21 protein-coding genes and 1 riboswitch are annotated in these 22,982 nt (G+C 36.0%); of the genes, 14 read left to right on the top strand and 7 right to left on the bottom strand.

Going from position 1 to position 22,982, the window contains the following annotated elements:
* Nucleotides 1-547 precede the first annotated feature (547 nt).
* The 5 genes from ACFPYN_RS12430 to ACFPYN_RS12410 all read left to right on the top strand — a co-directional run bounded on the left by ACFPYN_RS12430 (nucleotide 548) and on the right by ACFPYN_RS12410 (nucleotide 4,579).
* A complete protein-coding gene (locus tag ACFPYN_RS12430; protein ID WP_377734571.1) occupies nucleotides 548-1,108 on the top strand; it encodes a shikimate kinase in 561 nt (186 codons plus the stop codon).
* 116 nt (nucleotides 1,109-1,224) lie between these two features.
* Nucleotides 1,225-1,515, top strand: coding sequence for a hypothetical protein (locus ACFPYN_RS12425; protein ID WP_377734570.1), 291 nt, complete (start codon nucleotides 1,225-1,227; stop codon nucleotides 1,513-1,515).
* 49 nt (nucleotides 1,516-1,564) lie between these two features.
* Nucleotides 1,565-1,744 (top strand): DUF5071 domain-containing protein, encoded by a 180-nt coding sequence (locus tag ACFPYN_RS12420; RefSeq protein ID WP_377734569.1) that lies wholly within the window; start codon nucleotides 1,565-1,567, stop codon nucleotides 1,742-1,744.
* Nucleotides 1,745-1,990: 246 nt separating this feature from the next.
* The gene (locus ACFPYN_RS12415) at nucleotides 1,991-3,256 is read left to right on the top strand and encodes a S1C family serine protease (RefSeq protein WP_377734567.1); all 1,266 of its coding nucleotides are present in this window, start codon (nucleotides 1,991-1,993) and stop codon (nucleotides 3,254-3,256) included.
* A gap of 69 nt (nucleotides 3,257-3,325) precedes the next feature.
* Nucleotides 3,326-4,579, top strand: a complete 1,254-nt coding sequence (locus ACFPYN_RS12410; RefSeq protein WP_377734566.1) for a S1C family serine protease — start codon at nucleotides 3,326-3,328, stop codon at nucleotides 4,577-4,579.
* A gap of 233 nt (nucleotides 4,580-4,812) precedes the next feature.
* Here ACFPYN_RS12410 and ACFPYN_RS12405 read toward each other — a convergent pair whose 3' ends face one another.
* The 5 genes from ACFPYN_RS12405 to ACFPYN_RS12385 all read right to left on the bottom strand — a co-directional run bounded on the left by ACFPYN_RS12405 (nucleotide 4,813) and on the right by ACFPYN_RS12385 (nucleotide 9,460).
* A complete protein-coding gene (locus ACFPYN_RS12405; protein WP_377734565.1) occupies nucleotides 4,813-5,805 on the bottom strand; it encodes an ABC transporter permease in 993 nt (330 codons plus the stop codon).
* Nucleotides 5,774-7,312: a sugar ABC transporter ATP-binding protein gene (locus ACFPYN_RS12400; RefSeq protein ID WP_377734564.1), complete on the bottom strand. Its 1,539-nt coding sequence runs from the start codon at nucleotides 7,310-7,312 to the stop codon at nucleotides 5,774-5,776. The genes ACFPYN_RS12405 and ACFPYN_RS12400 overlap by 32 nt, the downstream gene beginning before the upstream one ends.
* A gap of 68 nt (nucleotides 7,313-7,380) precedes the next feature.
* On the bottom strand, nucleotides 7,381-8,463 hold the full coding sequence (locus ACFPYN_RS12395; protein WP_377734563.1) for a sugar ABC transporter substrate-binding protein: 1,083 nt from the start codon (nucleotides 8,461-8,463) through the stop codon (nucleotides 7,381-7,383).
* A gap of 152 nt (nucleotides 8,464-8,615) precedes the next feature.
* Nucleotides 8,616-8,770: riboswitch (SAM riboswitch) on the bottom strand.
* A 146-nt stretch (nucleotides 8,771-8,916) separates the two neighbouring features.
* Nucleotides 8,917-9,096: an H-type small acid-soluble spore protein gene (locus ACFPYN_RS12390; RefSeq protein WP_377734562.1), complete on the bottom strand. Its 180-nt coding sequence runs from the start codon at nucleotides 9,094-9,096 to the stop codon at nucleotides 8,917-8,919.
* 127 nt (nucleotides 9,097-9,223) lie between these two features.
* A complete protein-coding gene (locus ACFPYN_RS12385) occupies nucleotides 9,224-9,460 on the bottom strand; it encodes a YkuS family protein (RefSeq protein ID WP_377734561.1) in 237 nt (78 codons plus the stop codon).
* A gap of 183 nt (nucleotides 9,461-9,643) precedes the next feature.
* Between ACFPYN_RS12385 and ACFPYN_RS12380 the strand changes: the two genes are divergently transcribed.
* The 6 genes from ACFPYN_RS12380 to ACFPYN_RS12355 all read left to right on the top strand — a co-directional run bounded on the left by ACFPYN_RS12380 (nucleotide 9,644) and on the right by ACFPYN_RS12355 (nucleotide 14,937).
* Nucleotides 9,644-10,837, top strand: coding sequence for a DHH family phosphoesterase (locus tag ACFPYN_RS12380; protein WP_377734560.1), 1,194 nt, complete (start codon nucleotides 9,644-9,646; stop codon nucleotides 10,835-10,837).
* Nucleotides 10,838-10,927: 90 nt separating this feature from the next.
* A complete protein-coding gene (locus tag ACFPYN_RS12375; RefSeq protein ID WP_377734559.1) occupies nucleotides 10,928-11,716 on the top strand; it encodes a VLRF1 family aeRF1-type release factor in 789 nt (262 codons plus the stop codon).
* A gap of 246 nt (nucleotides 11,717-11,962) precedes the next feature.
* Nucleotides 11,963-12,745 carry a basic amino acid ABC transporter substrate-binding protein gene (locus tag ACFPYN_RS12370; protein WP_377734558.1) on the top strand — a complete coding sequence of 261 codons (783 nt, stop codon included), beginning with the start codon at nucleotides 11,963-11,965 and terminating at the stop codon, nucleotides 12,743-12,745.
* A 33-nt stretch (nucleotides 12,746-12,778) separates the two neighbouring features.
* Complete coding sequence (locus tag ACFPYN_RS12365; RefSeq protein ID WP_377734557.1) at nucleotides 12,779-13,489, top strand: amino acid ABC transporter permease; 711 nt, start codon at nucleotides 12,779-12,781, stop codon at nucleotides 13,487-13,489.
* Between the two features lie 19 nt (nucleotides 13,490-13,508).
* A complete protein-coding gene (locus ACFPYN_RS12360) occupies nucleotides 13,509-14,231 on the top strand; it encodes an amino acid ABC transporter ATP-binding protein (RefSeq protein WP_377734556.1) in 723 nt (240 codons plus the stop codon).
* Between the two features lie 94 nt (nucleotides 14,232-14,325).
* Nucleotides 14,326-14,937 (top strand): sterol desaturase family protein, encoded by a 612-nt coding sequence (locus ACFPYN_RS12355; protein WP_377734555.1) that lies wholly within the window; start codon nucleotides 14,326-14,328, stop codon nucleotides 14,935-14,937.
* Between the two features lie 597 nt (nucleotides 14,938-15,534).
* Here the strand turns inward: ACFPYN_RS12355 and ACFPYN_RS12350 are convergent.
* Nucleotides 15,535-16,212: an amino acid ABC transporter permease gene (locus tag ACFPYN_RS12350; RefSeq protein ID WP_377734554.1), complete on the bottom strand. Its 678-nt coding sequence runs from the start codon at nucleotides 16,210-16,212 to the stop codon at nucleotides 15,535-15,537.
* An 18-nt stretch (nucleotides 16,213-16,230) separates the two neighbouring features.
* The gene (locus ACFPYN_RS12345; protein WP_377734553.1) at nucleotides 16,231-17,091 is read right to left on the bottom strand and encodes a transporter substrate-binding domain-containing protein; all 861 of its coding nucleotides are present in this window, start codon (nucleotides 17,089-17,091) and stop codon (nucleotides 16,231-16,233) included.
* Nucleotides 17,092-17,695: 604 nt separating this feature from the next.
* Here ACFPYN_RS12345 and ACFPYN_RS12340 point away from each other — a divergent pair.
* From ACFPYN_RS12340 to ACFPYN_RS12330, 3 genes are all read left to right on the top strand, one after another.
* Nucleotides 17,696-18,256, top strand: coding sequence for a maltose acetyltransferase domain-containing protein (locus ACFPYN_RS12340; RefSeq protein WP_377734552.1), 561 nt, complete (start codon nucleotides 17,696-17,698; stop codon nucleotides 18,254-18,256).
* A 324-nt stretch (nucleotides 18,257-18,580) separates the two neighbouring features.
* Complete coding sequence (locus ACFPYN_RS12335) at nucleotides 18,581-19,153, top strand: AAA family ATPase (protein WP_377734551.1); 573 nt, start codon at nucleotides 18,581-18,583, stop codon at nucleotides 19,151-19,153.
* A 212-nt stretch (nucleotides 19,154-19,365) separates the two neighbouring features.
* Nucleotides 19,366-22,980: a dynamin family protein gene (locus ACFPYN_RS12330; protein WP_377734550.1), complete on the top strand. Its 3,615-nt coding sequence runs from the start codon at nucleotides 19,366-19,368 to the stop codon at nucleotides 22,978-22,980.
* Nucleotides 22,981-22,982 lie beyond the last annotated feature (2 nt).

The following is a 22,982-nucleotide window of genomic DNA, read 5'->3' as shown; positions in this document are numbered from 1 at the left end:
CACTTGTTTTTTAAACTCGGTTGAAAATGTTCTTCTTTTTTTGGACATAGTAGATTCTCCTCACTGGTTGTGTATTATTCTACTTGCCCTTAATTTCGTTGTCCAACTAATTGTATCCTATCCAATTTGTACAGAGTTCGGCATGAGATTCTCAAGTAAATAGAAAAGGACTTGCTAGTCACCCAAGTCAACCTCTACTGTTAAAGTGCGAACTAAAACAGGTGGAGGTTAAGAAGGAATTAGGACGTGAAGGAGTTTAGTTTACCTCCAGGTGAATGGGACAGGGGTTCATTAAAAATGTCGTATTGCGAAGTTACCTATTATGAGGGTTCTGATTTTGGTATACATAATAATATGTACGAAACAAAATAGTACATTATTGCAGAAATACTAGCTATTTTATGTAAATATATACAATTTATTAGTCCGGATTATAGGGCGTTAGTTGCTTTAGCTTATTATCGATTAACATCAATATTTAATAGCAGAGAATATAAAAAAATTTGTTTTATAAGATTTTTTCATTACTGTTTTGGAGGAAGGAATTATGAAAAAGTTTGTTTTTATATTTGGACCACAAGCAGTTGGAAAAATGACTGTCGGACAAGAATTATCAAAGATAACAGGATTAAAGTTATTTCATAACCATATGACTATTGATTTACTAGAGCCACTATTCGGATTTAGTCCAGAGATGTGGAGATTAACGCACCTATTTCGTCAGGAAATATTTAATTCATTTTCCAAAAGTGATAATTATGGGATGATTTTTACTAAGGTATGGTATTTTAATCAAAAAGAAGATTGGGATGATATAGACAATATGTGCCAAACAGTGTCTTCTCAAGGGGCTGATATTTACTTCGTTGAATTAGAGGCCAACGTAGAAGAAAGGTTAGTTCGGAATACGACACCTCATAGACTTGAATTTAAACCAACTAAAAGAAACATTGCACAATCTGAACAACATTTACTAAGTACCATAGCAAGTGGTAGGTTGAATTCTAAAGAGGGTGAAATTGAAAAGAAAAATTATTTAAGATTAGATAACACTTATTTGAGTGCAGAAGAAGTCGCTCAAATAATTAAAAAAGAGTTTCAATTATAGAATTTTTGTTTAACTAAATGATTTTAAGATCAAAAGCTCCTTAGAAGTTTTTTTTTTAACTAACGCAGCAGAAAAATTTAAGAATTCCGTCCGATAAAATAAAGGTGGTAATATTTTTGACTGATTATAACTCTAATGAAATATGGGGTGTTTTCAAAGAAATTGCTAGTGAAATACGATACTATTTTCTATCTAATGATGCTAAGTTTGAGTTTAATTTAAAGCAGTTAAAGGAGAAATATTGGTTTGAACAAATGTTAAAGGTTTCAACAATTAATCAATTGATTGAAGAAGATAAGGAAATAAGGGTTTATTTAACATCGAGGAAGAATGTAAGATACTTGTTAAGAGACAAAGATGAACGGAAAAAATTTAAAGAATGGGTAGATAACAAATCAAACGGGTAAGATTAAGGCGAATTTTTTCTTGTATGATTACACTATTGGAGTTGCATATATGGAAAAATTTGAAAATCTTCTAACAAGACATAAATCTGATTTTGAAAGAGTAGAAAAAAATATGGATAGAAATAAAATTTTACCTTTATTGCCTGGACTCCTTGAATGGACTAAAGATATAAACTGGCCAATTGCTCCAAGTGTTATGGAACTTCAATCTGATAATGTGAACGTCTAGAAGCTTTACGAACGTCAGAAAGCCAATCTAAGGCAAAGTGAATGAAATGATCTATTCTTTCACATTCACTTTCAATTAATAAATATGTGGATTTAACAGCGGCTGAATGAAACTTCGGTCGTTTTTTTATGGACAAAAATTTCAATTATTACAATTATAGCTAATTATTCTGACAAAAAGCATGTCTATTTCACTTAGCAAATTGTATGATAAAGACTACAAGATTTGACAGTGAGGGGTTAGGAAATGTTTTGTGTTCGTTGTGGTGTTGAGAATGAAAGAAATCAAGATTTTTGCTTAGCTTGTGAAGACCATCTAAAGAAATCCAAGTTGAAAAAAAAGAATAAAAAACGCTTTTTACTGACTGGAATAACAGTGCTTTTACTGACAACAGGGGGAGCAGGATACAGTTATCTCCATTCTTTGAATGGTTCAGAGAAAATGGCGATGTTACCGGCTGCCTTGGTCAATAGTGTTGTGGCACATGTAGATGCTGGTGTGAATGAAAAAACTGAAATTATAAAGAAAGCACAATCAAGTGTCTATACAATTTTTACGGATGATGGTATGGGTTCGGGTTTCTTGTTTGAAAAGAAAGGGACCGTAATTACGAATGCACATGTAGTGGCAGGTTTTACGAAAGTGTCAGTTCGCAATAACAAGGGGGAAGACACCCCTGGTCGTGTAATCGGTATATCCGAATTTTTTGATGTGGCTTTGATACAGGTAGATGCTTATGCAGGTGAAAAACCTTTATCCATAGGTAAGAATTTCATGGAGATTGGCTCTGAAATCATCGCATTAGGCAGTCCACAGGGGCTGGAAAATTCAGCATCGATTGGCTATTTGACGGGTCTCGATCGTACTATAGATTCGGATTATAACTATGGAGATGTGTACCAGATTGATGCGCAAATCTATCCTGGCAGTAGTGGGGGACCTTTACTGGATGCGACAAATGGGGAAGTTATCGGAATCAATTCTGGGCTGATGGTGGAAGATGAAACGATAGGATTTTCCATCCCCATATCGGCAATGGAAGTGTTGCTGAAAAAATGGTCCGATACTCCGATGACTGAGGAAGAAGTGGCCAAAATTGTTCCGCATGACGACACTGAGTATGATTTTGAATCTGGTGAGACCGAGATTGAAAGGATTTTCGAAGTTTCGAGTCTAACTAATTTTGTGCAATATTTCCGCAGTAGTTATGAGATGGCCATTGAGGAAGAAGATTTCTACTATATTGAAGACATGCTTGCTGATGAAGCTTATCAGAAAATGGAGGAGTCAATCAGTCTGCTTGGAGGGAATGGTACTGTATTTGAATTGACTTCGAATGAAGTAACGGATGCCGTGATTGAGGCTGACCATGCCATTGTCAGTACCATTGAAGTCTACGATAGCATCAGTACCAGTGGGGAACGGACGACCTACAAGAAAGAAAAAGACTATACGGTAATTTTTAATGAATATGACTACTATTCAATATCAAAAATTTCGAGTTATGATTAAATAGTAGGTTTAGATAAATACGTATTATGCTAGGGATAGAGACAACGAGATGTAGTGAGGGGTATAAGAATGTTTTGTCGGAGATGTGGATGGAATAATGAACAACATGCATCATATTGTTTGGATTGCGGACTGAAGTTGATTGAGAATCAAGTCAAATCTAATAAGAAAATGAGATACTTCATCATCACCTGTTTAGTGATGTTGTTGTTCATTATGGGTGTGGCGTATAGCATCTTCTCTACTTCTGCAACAATTTCAAAAGAAGCCTTTGTAAGTGCATCCGGCTATCCGGACGTGTCAGCCAATGATAAAACTGAAATGATTAAAGAAATACAATCTCGCGTATATACCATTTCTACCGAGGCGGGTTTCGGATCAGGTTTTTTATTTAATGAAAAAGGGTCGGTTGTAACCAGTGCCCATGTAGTTGCTGGTTTTACGGAGGTGTGGCTAACTGACTTCATGGGCCACATAACGACAGGTCGTGTAATTGGCATTTCCGAGGAGAATGATCTGGCATTACTTGAAGTATTCGAATATATAGATAAACAGCCTTTGGAAATGGATAAAGAGATTTCGGAAATTGGAACTAAAGTTATTGCATTCGGGAGTCCACTTGGTCTTGATAATTCAGCGTCTATAGGGTATCTGACAGGAATGGACCGAAATTTTGATGCAGGGTATCACTATGAAGAAATTTATCAATTCGACGCGCAAACGTCTCCAGGTAACAGTGGTGGTCCACTTCTGGATGCCAATACAGGAAAAGTTATTGGTATCAACACAGCATTTCTGACGGAAGATGAGTCAATCGGATTTTCCATACCTTCTCATTCCGTGTATGCTCAACTTGAACAATGGGTGTCTTCTCCCATGTCCAGAGAAGAAGTGGCTAAAGTCGAACCATATGAAGATGTTTTTGATGAAAGCATCGAGTATGCATACGAGGATGACTACATGTTTGATGAAATCACTCTAAAGGATTTTGCAGAGGATTTTATGGATGACTATGAGATGGCAGTAGAACATGGTAATTTCAACTTTATTCAAGACAGTGTGAAGCCTGAAAGTCATGCGCATGAAAGATTGAAAGCCCATATTAGTGAATTCAAAGGAAAAGATGTGAGGTTTAACTTTATTTCGGGCAAAGCTTTAAATGTGGTGATTGAGAATGAGCAGGCTATCGTAACCGTTGCAGAAGAGTTTAACATTGTAGAGCCTAATGGGGAAACCACTAATTTCAATAGAGAAAGAAGTTATACAATCGTGATGGGTAAATATGGTTATTATTTAATAACAGAGTTATCTTTGTATGATTGATCGGCAGCTAATGAGTGGGAAATAAAGTAGTTTTTGTTGATTTAGATAAAAAACTATCGTCGGAAAAGCGTTTAGCATTGTATAATTGTGTTAAAGCTTAAGTGAAAAATAGACATAAAAAAATGAACTTGGTTAGTTATCTCCAAGTTCATTTTTTTGTGTTTCGTTCTTTAGTTTATAAGGCTTAAATTTCTAACGACATAAACCTGGGAACAATAAACCTTTTCTTCGCTTCACGTCCCAGCAAATCGATTCTTGGCATAGACGTAAGTAACTGCTAAAGCCAAGACTAGTACAGAACCTTTTACAATATCATATGCATAATATGGCATATTTAAAATCGTTAAACCATTCAGCAAGATACCAATGATGACAGCTCCGAAAAATGAACCAATCGCATTTGGCTTACCTGCACCTAGTACAGAGTAACCCACAAAGACAGCGGCAACAGCTTCCATTAAGAGTGGGGCACCTGCATCAATTTGACCTGAACCAACCCGTGAAGTGAATAAAATCCCTGCCATTGAAGCAAAGATACCGGAAATTACATAGGCCGTGAATTTCACTTTACGAACATTCACTCCAGATAGGGTAGAGGCTTCTGCATTCCCTCCAGTCATATATAAAATCCGTCCCCATTTTGTGTGGTCCAATATTAAATAAGCGACTAACACCATAAAAATCATAATCCATACAGGAACAGGGAGACCTAGCAGTTTTCCTTGACCAATCCAAAGGAATGCTTGTGATAGTTCACCCGGCGCTGTTCCTCCCGAAGTTAACGGCATATTATTATAGATTGAGAAGCCTTCCGTATAGGTACGATGAAGTCCAGCTACAATATACATCGTACTAAGTGTTGCAAGTAAATCAGGAATGCCGATGACAACTATTAACAATGTATTAAATGCGCCAATTACGACACCCACTAAAATAGGTAGTATGAGCACTAACCATAGTGGTAAATCGTACCAAACCATTAATGATGCTGTGACCACTGTAGAAAGAGACATAGTAGAGCCAACCGATAAATCAAAGCCATTGACGACTAATGTAAAAGTTACACCTAAAGCCAACAATGTAACAATAGAAATTGATCTCAAAATATCAGTCATATTTCCGAAAGTGAAAAAAGCGTCACTAATCAAACTAAAATAAAAAATAATTGAAATTAATAACGCGATAGCGCCATATTTAAATAGAAATTGAATGATTTTTTCTTTCATGAATTTCTTCCTTTCCACCACTTGCATACAACAATATATTTTCCTGTGTTGCTTCTTCGCGCGATAATTCTTTTACGATGTGACCGTCATACATAACCAATATTCGACTAGAAAGCCCGAGAACTTCGTGTATTTCACTTGAAAAATAAAGTATTCCTTTACCTTTATCAGCAAGCTCTCTAATCAGTTTGAAGATATCTACCTTGGCGCCAATGTCGACTCCTTTTGTAGGTTCATCAAATAAGTAAAGTTCAGTATCGAGAGACATCCATTTCCCAATAACTACTTTCTGTTGATTTCCCCCACTTAAATGAACAAGAGGTGATTCTACACTGTTAGTTTTGATGCGTAATCTTTCGACGATTGATTCAGCAAACTCTTTTTCTGCAGTTTTATTCATGAATATATTACGTGTGAATTTCCTCAAATTAGGGAAGGTAGCATTTGTTTTCAATGATTCATAAACAAACAATCCTTGTTTTCTGCGTTCCTCAGGAATAAGTGCCATTCCAGCCTTTATGGCGTCGCTCGGATGTTTTGCGTGAACCTCTTTTCCAGCTAAGTGGATGCTGCCTTTTCTCTTCGGACTAAAACCAAATAAAGTATTAGCAAGTTCTGTTTTTCCTGCACCTACTAAACCTACGATGCCAACAATTTCCCCTTTGGAAACTGACAATGAAATATTTTTCAGTTTTTGACTATCAGATAGATTTTTAACTTCTAGTAATGATGTTCCAATATGTATCTTGTGATTATTAAGTTCTTTATTGAACGAAACACCGAGCATAGATTCAACGATTTCATTCTGTGTCGTTTGCGAAGTATTGAAGGTTTGAACTGTAGTTCCTTCACGCATAACAGTTACTCGATCACAGATTTCAAAAACTTCAGGTAATCGGTGAGTAATGAAGACACAGCCGACACCTTTGTTCTTTAATTTTCGAACAACGGAATATAGTCGTTCAGATTCATGGACCGACAAAGGTGCAGTGGGTTCATCGAAGATAATGATTTTAGCTAAATGGACAAGTGCACGGGCAATCAATATCAATTGTTTTTCTGCTAAAGAAAGATGAAAAGCAGGTTGTTGAACAGATATATATTCCGATTGTATTTGCTTTAAGACTTCCTGTGCTTGTTGATTAAGTTTGCTTTTTGATACAAAAATTTTGCTATCAGTTACAAATGTATCTAGCATTATATTTTCAGCGACAGATAACTCAGGGATAATAGCGGTATCGACTTCTTGATATACACAAAAAATCCCATGTTTTTTTGCGATTTTGGGAGTAGGAATGCGAATGCTTTTACCTTCCAATAAAATTTGGCCACCATCTTGTTCATATACGCCGGATAGTATTTTTATTAATGTGCTTTTCCCAGCACCATTTGCACCAAGGAGAGCGTGAATTTCTCCTTTATTAAGTTGAAAACTCGCTTGGTTTAAGGCAACTATTTTTCCGAACTTCTTTTGTATTTCATTCATTGAAAGTAAAGTATCCGTCATAATAATTCTCCTTTATTAAGAAGAAGCCAGCCCAATTGAACGGGACAAGCTTCAGCTTCAATTCCAACTTATTGATTTTCTAATTCTTTTAACGCGTCAGTATAGCCTTGGTCACTTGCACCCCAGCCTTTGATATATTCATGGAGTTCATTAGTAGTTACATTGGTATTAGGCAGTTTCTCAGTATCTACAAAAACTGGTTCAAGAACGACTTGATCTGAAGGGCTTTCGCCATTGATTTTTTGATATAAATAACGAACTTGGATTCGCCCAATGTCAGTAGGGTCAACAGCTGCAGATGCTACCCAAGGACTCTTTTCCTTTTGCATCATTTGTAAATCTTCATCACTCATATCTATGCTATATACCTTAATATCAGTGCGTCCAGCTTGTTCGATTGCTCGGACGGCACCTTTAGCAAACTCATCCCATGCGGCCCAGACCGCTGTAATATCACCTTCATTAGGATATTGTTTTAAAATAGCTTCCATTTGAGCTTGAGTATCAAGAGCAGTATTTTGAGTTGCAGCGCCAAACGCTGCTACTTCTTTGATATCAGGGTTGTCTGTTAAAAATTCTTTGTAAGCAATTTGTCTTCTTTCCATGGGAGCAAATCCAGCAACCCATATTTTCACGATATTGGCTTTGCCATTTGAATCTTCCTTCAATTTGTTCAATGTCATTTCGGCCATCTTTTGGTCACCTTGCTCTAAAACAGGGACACCTTTAACGTCAACACCTGCATCAAAAGCTACCACAGGAATTTCATTTTCAATAGCTTTTTCAACACCTTGGTTTAAGGCTTCTTTTGTTCCGTGATCGATTAATATTCCATCGAAACCTTGATTGACAGCGGCATCTATATTTGATGCCATTTTGGCTAAATCACCTTCAGAAGTGAAAACAGTAGTAGTGCCTCCAAAACTAGCAACTTGCTCTTTTACACCTTCAATATATTGAGCTGAAAAAGTACCAAGATTTTGCTGCATGATTAATGCGATTTTTTTATTTGCAAGTGGATGAGCAGACTTAGATGATGCATTAACGGGTTTAACTTTATCCTCACCGTTACTTGCATTCGGTTGACAACCAACTAGGATTGTTGCAATTAGTATTAATAAACAGAGTAAAAAGTTCGGTGTTTTTTTCATTATATTTCTCCTTTTTCCGTAAGTGAATGGATAGTAATTTATTAAAACTGTTTGAACACTTTTACTAATTCAGGAAATCATCATCCTTTCTTGCACAATATAAAAAGCCTCTTTCCATACAGAAAGAGGCTAAAGAAAATAGAATTCTTTGCCTCTTATCTTTCAGAAAATTTCTTTTCTGATGGAATTAGCACCGTGCCTTACAGGATTTTCTCCTGGCGCATAATGCGCCCCGTCTCACAACGGTATTACGGTCGGTTGCTGGGCGTCATAGGGCCAAAATCCCTCTGCCAGCTCTTGATAAGAGTGCTTAATTTAATTATTTTTAATCATAAGGGAAATACTAGCATTTATCGGAAAGTATTGTCAACATGTATTTAAACTTAATTTAATTACTATTATTCTGCAGGTTATAGGGAGAGAAGCAATCCCTAATGTAGGAATGTCATTCCATTAATGCTCTATTAATTCTGTTACATCAACACTTTTTTTACTAGTTGGATCGTCAAGCGGATGTATAGTTACATGCCCATTACTTTGATCGACATGCTCTATATAAACAGGGTCACCTTTATAGGAGACACTTATCATGTTTTTTGAATTAGAGATTTCTTGTGCACGTTGTGAATCCATGTTTACACCTCCTATCCATAGAATTACCTTTACAAAAAAGCAGAGCGGAGGCGTTGGCCATTGCTCAGCTTTTTGTTCTTTAAGTTAAGTGCTTGCTGCGTTCAAATGTATAAAATACCCCTTCTGTTTAAGACTGACTTAATCGGTGTTCGACGGCTTCCACTACATTGTCAATGGACATTCCTGACATTGCTACAACCGGAAAAGTGAATTCATCACTATGTCCTTCGTTAATTCCTCTTACGACGCCTAAATCATAACCGGAAACATTTTCATCGCTATTGAACATTGTCACTGTATGTCCTTTTTCTTCTAAAGCATTTTTCACGTCTTCATATGGTTTTTCTACTGTGATTTTAGCCATAATTTTTCATCCTCCATTCAAAAATAGAAACACAAAAGTATTCTTCCCTAAAGTTTCATCACTAACCACGGATGAATTTGATTCCTTTTTCCATTAATGATGTTTCCTATCACGTGTAAAAAGTACAATCTGTATCAATAATTTTCATCTTTTACATCCATACTACGATGAGAGGTGAAGAATATGTATAAACTGTTGACGCATAATGATTTGGATGGTGTCGGATGCGGTATATTAGCGAAACTCGCTTTTGGTAAACAGGTGAAGGTGAGATACAATTCGATTGCTAGTCTAAACCGCGAAGTCGAATGGTTCTTGGAAAATGATGATAAGAATACCTTTTTATTTATTACGGATTTATCCGTTAATGCAGAAAACGAAAAAAAACTTAATCTCTTTTATCGATCAGATGGAAAAGTCCAGATGCTTGATCACCATAAAACTGCGTTACATTTTAATGATTATGAGTGGGGACATGTTGTAGTTGAAGATGAAGAAGGGAAGTTAACTTCAGCTACGTCAATGTTTTATGACTATCTAGTTAAAAAGCAACTATTGGAGCCAACTGATGCCATTGCCGAATTTGTAGAGCTCGTTAGACAATATGATACATGGGAATGGGAAAAAAATGAAAATGCCCATGCTCAGCGCCTCAATGCATTATTTTATTTAATTTCAATTGAAGAATTTGAAGATAAAATGTTGAATCGTCTTAAGACAAATGAACATTTTAGTTTTGATCAATTTGAAGAAAAAATACTCGATATGGAAGAAAATAAAATCGAACGCTATATTCGACGAAAACGAAGAGAACTCGTTCAAACTCCAGTAGGGAAGTATCTAGCAGGTATTGTTTATGCTGAATCCTATCATTCAGAACTTGGCAATGAACTCGGCAAAGAATATCCACATCTAGACTATATTGCTATCTTAAATATTGGAGGCAAACGATTAGGCTTTCGAACGATTCACGATCATGTGGATGTTTCTGAAGTAGCTGGTAAATTTGGTGGGGGTGGGCATGCTAAAGCATCGGGCAGCTCTCTTACAAATGAAGCATATGATCAATTTGTTTTCGAAACGTTTCATTTAGATCCCTTAAGAGAAGACGCAAAGCGAAACCGTTATAACTTAAAACGGTCTTCATCCGGTTCTCTATATAAAAATCAAATGGAAGATATCTTTTTTCTATATTCTTTAAGTGATCATGAATGGGTAATTGAAAAAAATAAAACCATAGTCGATTCGAAATTTGAAAGTTTTGATGAAGGGGAAAATTTCTTGAAAAGAAATTATGCGGCTTGGCTAGTAAGAGACGATACGTTCGTTAAATATTTAATGGATGGATATATGAACAGAGTACCAAATAAACAATAGCTAAGATGCCAAATAAACGAATCGTTTTAAACTTAGTTAACCTAGGGCATGCTGACAAAGTAAAGAACTATTTAGGAGGTAAATGAATTCATGTTATCAAGCAAAGAAATTCAAGCGCTGAAAGACTTTCACAGTGGTGAACGCGGAGTATTAAGTATGTATTTAAATACGAATCCAGGTGACCCTGACAATTTAAATGGGGGGTGGAAAATCCATCTTAAAAATGGATTTAAGGATCTAAGTAAATTCCTTTCAGATAAAGAAAGTGAACTGAAATCATTAAACATATTGAAAGAAAAAGTATTCAATGACCTTGATAAAAACCCGGATGATTTGAGAAAAGGACTAGTCCTTTTTGCTTCCGTTAATCCCGAACTATGGTCGGTTCATTATGTACAAGTCCCAGTAAAATCAAGTTTCCACTGGGAAGACCATCCGGAACTTGAACAATTAGAATATATGTACAAAGCTTATCCAGAAGCAGGGATCGTTTTACCAAGTTTTGGGGAAGTACGTATTTTGGATACAGCAATGGGAGTAGTAAAGGAAGAACTAACCTATGTATTCGATCCGAACCTTGAACAATGGGGACAATCAAAACAAATGGATCCTACTGGTCCCCACGTCATTGGAAGCAGTAAAGTTGATTTCATTGAATCCCGTCTGAAAGAAAATTTAAACAGGTTCTTTAAAAGTATGGGCAATACTGTTGAACGATTACAAAAAGAACGAGGTTGGGTAGAAATCCATGTAGCAGGAGAGACTGAATTGGCAATTGCTTTCTCTGAAACTTTACGGAAAAAACCAACAAGCTGTATATACAAAAATTTAAATAATAGTAAAACAAGTGATGTCATTCATCAAGTGTTTGAAAAATAATATGTGAAGACCATTTACTATTTTTTAAATAGTAAATGGTCTTTTTCTTGTTGCTTGATTGGTCTAATATCTCAAATTCATGTTTGACAAAATGCTTTGCGATCTCTCGCTTGTTACTAATGGACCCTTTAATCTTCTATTGTATGGGTGGAAGTATTCATATATAATAAACATAATTATCTGTAATATTCAGATAATTAGAATAATTGCAATCATATTAAGACGAGATTAATAGGGGGTATTTCATTGAAACGTATTAAACGCTTAGTTTCTTTAGGATTTATTTTATCTAGTGTAAGTTTGGCTCTCGTTGGATGTGGAACTGATTCAACAACAGGAGGCGAGGGTGGTGGCGATAAGAAGTATATCGTTGCAACAGATGCTACCTATGCACCAATGGAATATATGGATGACAAAGGCAACATCGTAGGTACAGATATTGATATTATTAATGCGCTTGCCGAAGAATTAGATATTGAAATAGAATTTAAAAATTATGGATGGGAACCCTTATTCTCGGCAGTTTCTAGTGAAGAAGTAGACTTTGCCGTTTCGTCAATTACGATTACAGACGAACGAAAAGAAACATATGACTTTTCAGACCCTTACTATTTCGCTAATCAATTAATTTTAGTACCAGAAGATTCAGCCGTTACAAAATTTGAAGATTTGAAAGATAAACGAGTATCAGTACAAATTAATACAACTGGCCATAAAGTAGTTCAAGGATTACTTGGTAAAACAAGTTCGAAAATTGTAGCAGTGGAATCTATGCCAATGGCTATTAGTGAAATGTTAAATGGCAATGCGGATGCAGCAATTGGCGACAATGCGGTCATCCTAGAATACAAGAAAAACAATCCGAAAGTAGCTTTGAAAACGGTAGAAGATGAAGAGTTTGAAAAAGAATTCTACGGAATAATGGTTAAAAAAGGAAATACAGAAATTCTTGAACTATTAAATGAAGGTATTGCGAAATTAAAAGAAAATGGGAAATTAAAAGAAATCACTGGTTTTGATGTAGAGTAACTTTACATTTAACAGGTAGTGGAGGTGATGGACATGGATTTTCCGGACATTAGATGGGATATAATTTGGAGCTATAGAGAATTATTTATACGGGGTATTTGGATTACACTCGCTCTTACAATTGTCGGCTATTTAGGCGGAATTGTATTAGGTCTATTCTTAGGTATGGGGAAGCTTTCGAAGAAGAAATGGATATATTATCCTAGTAAATTCTATGTTGATTTCTTTCGAGGAACGCCTTTACTTGTACAAATTCTGTTAATCCATTTAGCGATCATTCCGGCAATTTTTGGTCATTCTTTAGGGTATTTTGTATCAGGTAGTGTGGCACTCATTTTAAACAGTGCTGCTTATAATGCTGAAATTATCCGTGCTGGTATTCAGTCGATTGAAAAAGGTCAAATGGAAGCAGCAAGATCACTCGGAATGCCACCCAATATGGCCATGAGACATATTATATTGCCTCAAGCTTTACGACGAATGATCCCACCACTAGGCAATGAATTAATTGCCTTGTTAAAAGATTCATCCCTAGTTACAGTAATTGCAGCAAACGATTTATTGTATGCAGGTAAGGTAGTCGCAGGAGCGTATTCTCGCTTCTGGGAACCGTATATCACAGTGGCAATCTTATACTTAGTACTTACGTTTATCTTTGGGAAAATTATTACGTATGTTGAGAATCGTTTTAGTAACAGTTTTGTTCCTAAACAGAAAAAAGGGTTGTTTTCAATTCGGCGTTAATGGTTAGGACGGTGGACAGATGATTAAAATCAAAGGATTGCATAAATCGTTTGGAAGATTAGAAGTGCTGAAAGGCATCGATTATGAAGTGAAAGAGAAAGAAATTATTTGTGTGATTGGTCCAAGTGGTTCAGGAAAAAGCACCTTCTTACGATGCATAAATATGTTAGAAGATGTGACTGCTGGAGAAGTATTTATTGATGGTGTAAAAGTCAATGATGCCAACACCGACATCAATGCCATCCGAAAAGAAGTGGGCATGGTGTTCCAACAATTTAATCTGTTTCCGCATATGCGTGTATTGGAAAACATCACAATCGCACCTATCAAAATTAAAAAAATGAAACCAAAAGATGCTCAAACTCTTGCTCATCAGTTACTGAAAAAAGTAGGACTTGGTGACAAAGCAAATTCTTATCCTGAACAGCTTTCAGGAGGACAAATGCAACGTGTAGCGATTGCTCGAGCATTAGCCATGGAACCAAGAATCATGCTATTCGATGAACCAACTTCTGCACTTGACCCGGAAATGGTTAATGAAGTGTTGGATGTAATGAAACAACTTGCTTATGAAGGCATGACCATGGTAGTCGTAACGCATGAGATGGGCTTCGCAAAAGAAATGGGTGACCGGGTTCTATTCATGGATCAAGGCGTTTTAGTTGAAGAAGGAACACCCGATCAAATATTTAATAATCCACAACATGAACGAACAAAATCTTTTTTGAGTAAAGTTCTATAATTTTCAAACTGGTGTGGAAGACATCCTACTTTAGCGTATAACATACTCTAAAGTAGGATGTTTTTTGCGGATTAGTAAGAAAGGGGAGCCATAAATGAATAAATATGTGAAAGAATTTATCACTTTTCCAGATGTTGTGATCATGGGAGTGATTTTTTTAGGAGTCACCATTGTAACGATCCCCCATCTATTGGAGCTCGATATATGGATAGCAATCGGAATTGGTATGTTTCTTTATGCAGTTAGTGAGTATGTCATGCATCGATTCCTCTTCCATATGAAAACGCCAACAAACCCTTTTCTATTGAAAACGATTAAACGATTGCATTTTGACCATCATGAAAAACCAAGTGATTTACATTTACTGTTTCTTCCTATGTGGTTTAGCCTACCAAGTTTTATTATGAGTGCCATTATTTTTTACTTAATTTCTACTGATTTGCGAGCGACTCTTGCTTTTGCTTCTGGATTAATAGGATATTTTTTGTATTATGAGTGGAAGCACTTTGTTGCACATAAACCTTTACAACCTTACACGAAATTTGGAAAAGACATCAAAAGAGCTCATTTATGGCATCACTTTAAAAATGAAAATTACTGGTATGGAGTAACACATACTACTTTTGACAAAACGATGGGAACGTATAAAGAACAAGACCAAGTGGAGAAAAGTGAAACAGCAAGGAACTTGGAGAATAGAACGTAGATATTTTACTAACAAGAAGAAGGGGACATTTAATAAGTCCCTAATATTAAAAAAGTAGAGAAAAATGACTCATTTTTCTGTACCTACATTTGAACATTATAACCATTTATAATTGTCTGTTTTGCCCATGATGATCTTATGGAGATTGGAGTAAAAGGCGAAGAGAAAAATATGTGCTCCTCTGTTTCACTTCTTGCATCGCTACTAAGCATGGAAGTTCGTTGCAATGGTATTCAACCTCTACTGAGTCAATTTCATAAGTGTCTTATAATGAATGATACACGAATATTTGTAGTGTAATCATTTGTTAAGAATTTCGGGTTATTTGATTGGAGTGAAGGGCGGCGACTCCAGCGGGAAAAGTGTGTCCAGGTGTGACCCCACAGAGAGCCTAGCGAACGAGGAGGCACACGGACCACCCGCGGAAAGCGTCCGACCGTAACGGAAATCGTCAGTATCTTCGTGTTTACATCCGGTTTTATTATTATGAAATTGACTCCCTAAATATAAAAAGGGAACTGCCCTTAGTCATATTTAATGACTAGTGGGACAGCCCCTCCGATTTATGATTATGATACTTTAATACCGTACATAACATTATAGATATTTTGCATAGCGTTTTTCCAAGTAATTTTGTAGCACACTCATAGCAGAACAAATGGCCCAGTAAATGAGAGCCACAAGGATTAAGAGTGTTAATAAATCGTATTCGCGAGCACCTACGATCCGTGCTTTTTGAAAAATTTCTGGCACTGTAATCATAGCCGCAAGAGAAGATGCTTTTATTAAATCCATTAAGACGTTAGATAACGGTGGAATGGCAATTCTCACGGATTGTGGAAGGATGATTCGCTTCATCGATTGCCAATAAGAAAGTCCAAGTGCTTTTGCAGATTCCCATTGACCAATATCAACGGAAGACAAGGACGAGCGAAGAATTTCAGCCATGTAAGCAGCACTATTTAAAGTAAATCCAATTAATGCTGCTTGTACCGCAGAAAATTCGATACCGATTACGGGAAAACCGAAATACAAAAGAAATAAAATAACAAGGATTGGTACGCCCCTCATAAATGAAATATACATTCGAGCCGGCCATTGTAAAATTAAGTATGATGATGTCCGTGCAAGTGCAAGGAAAAAACCAATAATTAATCCTACTACCATACTTACAAGAGCAATTAACAGCGTATATCCTATCCCACTTAGAACGTAGGGGAAAGAATCAATGGCGAGTTGAGGGTCAAATAACAGACCCCATTCAATTTCATTCATTAGCATTTCCCCCAACTTCTATTTCTTAATATCTATAATTTGAGTAACGTCTGCTCCATTAAAGAACTTACCTGAAATTTCTGCAATTGTCCCATCTTCAAGCATTTCGTCAATTACTTGATTGACGTTATCTTCAAGCTCTGAGTTTTCTTTTTTGATTGCAAAACCAATTTCAGATGGACTGTACTTAATATCTGGATGAATCGTAATATTCAATTCAGGAAATGCAGCTACTGCAAGTGTTTGGAGGTAGTAATCATTTAAAATTACATCTGTTCGTCCAATACCAACATCACGTAAATAAACTTCGTTTGGAGCATTGTCATACGTTACTTCTTCTGCACCATATTGACGTGCCATTTCCATATAGACCGATGTAGAAGCTCCAGCAGCTTTCTTGCCTTTGAGGTCTTCTAACGTTTTAATTCCTGATAAATCATCTTTTCGAACGACTGCAGTACCATATGAATGTTTAATCGGTGTAGAGAAAATGAAGTTCTCTAAACGATCTTCACTGATTTCAATGTCATTTGCAGCCATATCAACTTGTCCTGTTTTGACACTCGTCAGCATTTCATCAAAACCAAGCTCTTTAAATTCGATTTCAAGTTCAAGGCGATTTGCGACTTCGCGAACGACTTCTACTTCAAAGCCTGTTAACTCATCTGAGTTTTCATCACGGTAAGAAGTTGGGAAAAGTGTTCCAGACGTAGCAACTGTGATTGATCCTTCTTCTTGAATTTTATCCCAAGCTGTCGCTGATTTTTCTGATTCATTTGAAGTATTACTGCTATCATCATTGTTGCAAGCAGTTAAAAGGAAAATAGACATAATTCCTGTGAATAATACAAAGCGTTTCTTTTTCATAAAAGTATTCATAATAAGCCTCCCTAAATTAGAATCCATTTTAAAACATACCATCTAACTATGAATTTGAGCAACCCTTTAGTCAATGTAATTAATTATTAAGTTTAGTCTGAAAATTTCGCTATATACGAAGTGTTCATGTCTGTTTGAAAAAAATATCTATGCTAAAAATTAATCGATTAAGGATTAGCTGAATCAAGTCTTCTCCAAAAAATATCTCCATTTCAAAAATAGAATAATAAGGAAAGAATTGTAGCTTAATTTAGGAAGGAGAACTTCCTGTGGAACAGGGAAAGAATAATGTCTGGCAAAAGTAACCCGTAACGGATCTCAAATCTGTTACGGGTTTTTGATTTCTCAAGTTATTTAATAAAATTAGTTGTTACTAAGTGCATATTTTTGTTCAATTAACGAAATAGAGTTGAAAAAGGTAATCTAGTTTATTCAAAGAACTATTTAAAGAGGTAAATGTCTGCGTATGATTGAGGAGATGTAATTGGAGAAGAAAATATATGAAATACGAATAATATTATTATGTAACCTGAAATAAGATTTAGATGAATAAGATATACTTTGAATCTATCTTCATTACTATTTGATAAGGAGAGAAACAAAAATGATAACTGAAAAAGAGAAAATGTTGAACGGTGATCTTTATCATCCAGCTGACCCAGAATTACAAAAAGAAAGATTGAATGCACGAAGACTAACCAGATTATACAATCAAACAATCGAAACGGATGAGAACAATAGAACAGAACTGATTCATGAATTGTTCGGTTCAACTGGAAAAAATCTATTTATAGAACCAACTTTTCGATGTGACTATGGTTACAACATACATGTTGGTAAGAATTTCTATGCTAATTTTGATTGCGTATTTCTGGATGTTTGTGAAATTAGCATCGGTGATAACTGCTTTATCGCACCAGGAGTGCACATATATACAGCAACTCATCCACATCATCCAAACGAAAGAATTTCTGGTGTAGAGTATGGAATATCAGTGGAAATTGGACACAATGTTTGGATTGGTGGGAGGGCCGTTATTAACCCTGGTGTTAAAATAGGGAATAACGTCGTCATCGCTTCTGGCTCAGTCGTAGTAAAAGATGTACCTGATAATGTGGTGGTAGGTGGAAACCCTGCAAAAATTATTAAACAAATTGATTTGTAGATTTACTTCTTTAACTTTTTTTGAAGAACTTGTATACACTTGAGTTGAATAAATGGCTGCCTTTAAAAGGACAGCTATTTTTATTGAATTACAAATCGTGTTTTTCTCAAGCTACTTTAGTGAACCAAGCCAGTGATATGTTAGTTTAAGAAGGAATATTCTATACCTATATAGAATTAAATAGTATTAGTAAAAATTTGTCAGTGGTAATTTTATGACAAGCAAACTAGTTAGTTAAATCTGCCTAAAAGACAAATAGCAAAATATGAGATGATGCTATTCAAGGAAAGATTAATCCTGGATTTTGAGAATGGAGTTGCGTTCATGAATAGATTAGTAATTATGACAGTCGGTAAAACCCATAGCGGTAAAACTACATTTGCGAAAGCTTTAGAAAAAGAGATGACCAACTCAATTGTGATCGATCAAGATAACCATGCTGAATTCCTCCACACTTATTACGAAACATTAGTACCGAAACAAGGACAAAATATGATCAAGTACGCTCTCACACAAACCATTGTTAATTATGCAGTCGATGAGACTAATTGCCACCTCATACTGTGTAACTCAAACCGAAATCGCAAAGGGCGTTTAAAACTGCTTGAACACTATCATAATAATGGATTCACCAGCATCCTTGTAAATTTTGATATATCAGAACATGTTCTTAAAGAGCGAGTTGTGAAAAGTCAACGAAGTACAACGATATTAAGAACCGTTACATCTTTTAAGGAAGTACATGCTCGGCAGCAAGATGAGACGAATATCGGAGAAGTAATAGCGCCAATTGAAGGTGAAGCGGACCATTTATTTGTCATCAAAAACGCGGATGAAGTGAAGTCTGTAATTCGGGAAATTATCAATATCGCCAAAGTCGATGTAAAGACAAAGTAATTTGGATTAGAGAAAAGGACTTGTCTAAAGTAGTGATTTACTGTTCTTGAAAAACATTAGAGGTTAATTTTATCAAAGTGCTGAGGACCGTTAATGAGTCAATCTTGAAAATATCTTCATCTTGTTTTTAACAAGTTATATCCTAGCATGATACAGCAGTTTCAAACATGATATGATAGACATACTTTTTAACAAAGGAGTTCAATTAAAGTATGCAATCATTTGATGAAAAAATAAATCTACTATTACAAGAATCAGCTCAAGCTTCTACATTATTTAAACGAACGAACGATGTGGAGCGATTAAATAAAACCGAATTATTTGCTAGAAAATTAATGGATCGGGAGTTTACTATCGGTTTTGCTGGACATTTTTCAGCGGGTAAATCATCGATGATTAATGCGTTAACAGGTGAACAACTTCTTCCATCAAGCCCCATTCCAACGAGTGCGAATATCGTCAAAATACATAAAGCAACAAGTGATTTTGCCATTGTATACATGCAAGACCAGCAACCTGTTAAATTTACAGGAGATTACGATTTCGAAACAGTCAAAGAGTTTTGTAAAGACGGGGATGCCGTTTCTCAAATTGAGATCGGCCATGAATCTTCCGTCTTACCAGAAGGAATCACGGTTATGGATACACCGGGTGTTGACTCTACTGATGATGCACACCGGATGTCGACTGAATCTTCTTTGCATTTAGCGGATATCGTCTTTTATATGATGGATTACAATCATGTTCAATCGGAATTAAACTTTAGCTTTACGAAGCAGCTGATGAAATACAATGACAATGTGTATTTAATCGTCAACCAAATTGATAAACATCGTGAAAATGAATTAACGTTTGCGCAATTTGAAGAAACCGTGCACTCATCATTTAAAGCATGGGGTGTTGTACCGAAAGAAATCTTTTTCACTTCATTAAAAGAGAAAAACCATTCGTCCAATGATTTTGATGAAGTTCAACAAATTGTGATGTACAGCATGACGAATTGGCAAGAACAATTAGTATTGTCTTCAAGTAATACGTTACAAAAACTACATGATGAACATCTTGAATATTTGCAAGATGAAAAAGAAGAGTGTCAGCAAACATTCGCCAGTGTGTTATCTGAGGAAGAGTGGGCGACAAAAGAAGAAGTCCGTAAAACAGCTGAATTGTATCAAAAACAATTTACTTTACTCACTTCAAAAGCATGGATTGATACGTTTGAACTCAATCGTAAAAAACTACTCGATAATGCGAACATGATGCCATATGAACTTCGTGATAAGTTGAAATCATATGTTGAAGCGAAACAAGACAATTTTAAAGTTGGTTTATTTTTTAGTGGGAAGAAAACCGAAGAAGAGCGAATGGCTCGTGGGCAACAAGTAGAAAAAGAATATGATGTCGTTATTCAATCTCAAATTGCTGGGCATATGCGTTCGTTAATGAAGCAATCCATAAAAGACGTTGGATTATTAAGCGATGAACAATCACTGACGATTGATACCATTGAATTTCATCCACCTTTACAATTAATTGATGATCAACTACAAAAAGGGTCACTCGTTACGGCTGACTCGGTTCTAAACTTTGCTAACCGAGTAGCTGATGCAACGAAAAAATGGTTTATTCAACAAACGGATGGATGGAAAAACGAGCAAGCAAAAGCCATTGATGAATTACCGGAGGATGAATCTGGACAAGCGGATTCAAAATCAAGGGCTTATCAAGAAAAAGTATTAGCGATTGAAACGCTTGAGCAGTTAACCAGACAACTAGAAGATTTTACAAAAGAATGGGCAATGCCTTCTAAAAACGTTCAAAAAGACTCCCTGGATTTAGTGGGTAAATGGGCGAATGATCAAGCCTTGGAAGAGCAACAAATGATTCCTTTTGATGCTTCGATGATTCGTGTCAATGATAGTGTAGAAAACACGGTTGACGTACAAATCGACAGTCCCGAAACTGAAGCTGTTGCTGTGCATGAGACTATTTCACGAGCAAAATATATTGCGAATCAAATTGATCATATTCAAGGGTTTTCTGAAGTTTCTCGATATCTTCAATCCAAATCTCAACGTTTAGAAAATCAAGATTTCACCATTGCCTTATTTGGAGCATTTAGTGCTGGAAAATCATCATTTTCAAATGCTTTAATGGGCGCAAATATATTACCCGTGTCACCTAATCCAACGACGGCAGCGATTAACAAAATACGTCCAGTGACTGAGCATCATCCTCATGAGACGGCTGATGTTAAATTAAAAACACATGATCAATTCTTTTCTGATGTTTCTTTTTCGTTTCAAGCGATTGGTTTAACGGTTGCTTCATTAGATGAAGCATTTACAAAAGCTTCAGACGTAGAGGGAATGTCATTGCAAAATGAAGGCTTACAAGTACACAGAGCATTTATTCATGCGTTTAAAGAAGGCTATCCAACGTTCAAAAATCAATTAGGAACAACACTCCGAGTGGGTCGTAGTGACTTTGAAGAGTTTGTCGCTCAAGAAAACAAAAGTTGTTTTGTGGACACCATTGATTTTTATTATGATTGTGAATTAACAAGAATGGGTGTTACGTTAGTGGATACGCCTGGTGCGGATTCGATTAATGCACGACATACCGGTGTAGCCTTTGATTACATTCGAAATGCAGATGCTATTCTCTTTATTACGTATTACAATCATGCATTTGCTCGAGCAGACCGTGAATTTTTAATCCAACTAGGTCGTGTGAAAGATGCCTTTGAACTAGATAAAATGTTCTTTATCGTAAACGCCATAGATCTAGCTGCCAACGATGAGGAATCCGAAGATGTGAAAAACTATGTGACGACAGAACTGCAAAGATTCGGTATTCGATTCCCACGTGTATTTGGTGTCTCTAGTTTACAAGCGTTACAAGAGAAAGTTGAATCGATTAATTTAGATTCAGGAATGCCTGTTTTTGAAGAATCATTCGAACACTTTTTATCTACTGATTTAAAAGCAATGGCGGTTTTAGCCTTAGCTGAAGAAACGAATAAAACGATTGAGCGCCTTGCTGGATTAATAAAACAAACGGAATCGAATTTATTACGTAAAGATGAACGTTTACAAGAACTTCGTCAACTTGAACAAAAAGTGCGTCAACGCTTTGTCAGTTCAGCGGCAGGGGTAGTAACTAAAAATGCTTTCCAAGAATTAGACGAACTATTGTATTATGTGTTGCAACGCGTGTATTACAGATACCCTGATTTCTTTAAAGAGTCATATAACCCTTCAGTATTTGCTAATAAATCATCTCAACAGGCACTTGAATATGCCCTGAAAGAAACGCTTGCTATGCTAAGTTTTGATTTTGAGCAAGAAATGCGGGTTACTAATTTCCGCCTAAATCAATGGATTGGCAAAGCTTTGCAACATCGCCAAAAAGACGATATCCATGTATTAAAAGAAATGAATAGTAGTTTCTCATTTGTTCCTTATGAAGTGGCAGAAGCTAAGTTACTTGAATTTGATGGTCCATTAACAAACTATGAACCTTATGTCCATGTGAAGTCTTATTACAAAAATAATAAATCGTTCTTTGAAAAGAACGAAAAGGAAAAGCTTCGGGATGCTCTTCAGGCAGCAACTAAACCAGAAGCTGAATACTATTTATCACAACAAAATACACGTTTACGTGAATGGGCAACACATGTGATTGATTTAGAAGCGGAAGGCTTAAGACAACATATTCTTCAAGAATCGATCCGTCAAATTGATTCTGAACGTATGGCGATGCAAGAAAGTAGCCGATTAGAAGAATGGAAGGTTGTTTACTCGAAATTGTCTAAAGGAGAGTGACA

The sequence above is a fragment of the Paenisporosarcina macmurdoensis genome (assembly GCF_042658845.1).
Taxonomy (GTDB): domain Bacteria; phylum Bacillota; class Bacilli; order Bacillales_A; family Planococcaceae; genus Paenisporosarcina; species Paenisporosarcina macmurdoensis.
The sequence above is the reverse complement of the archived record's forward strand: the minus strand, read 5'-3'. Positions and strand labels throughout refer to the sequence as shown.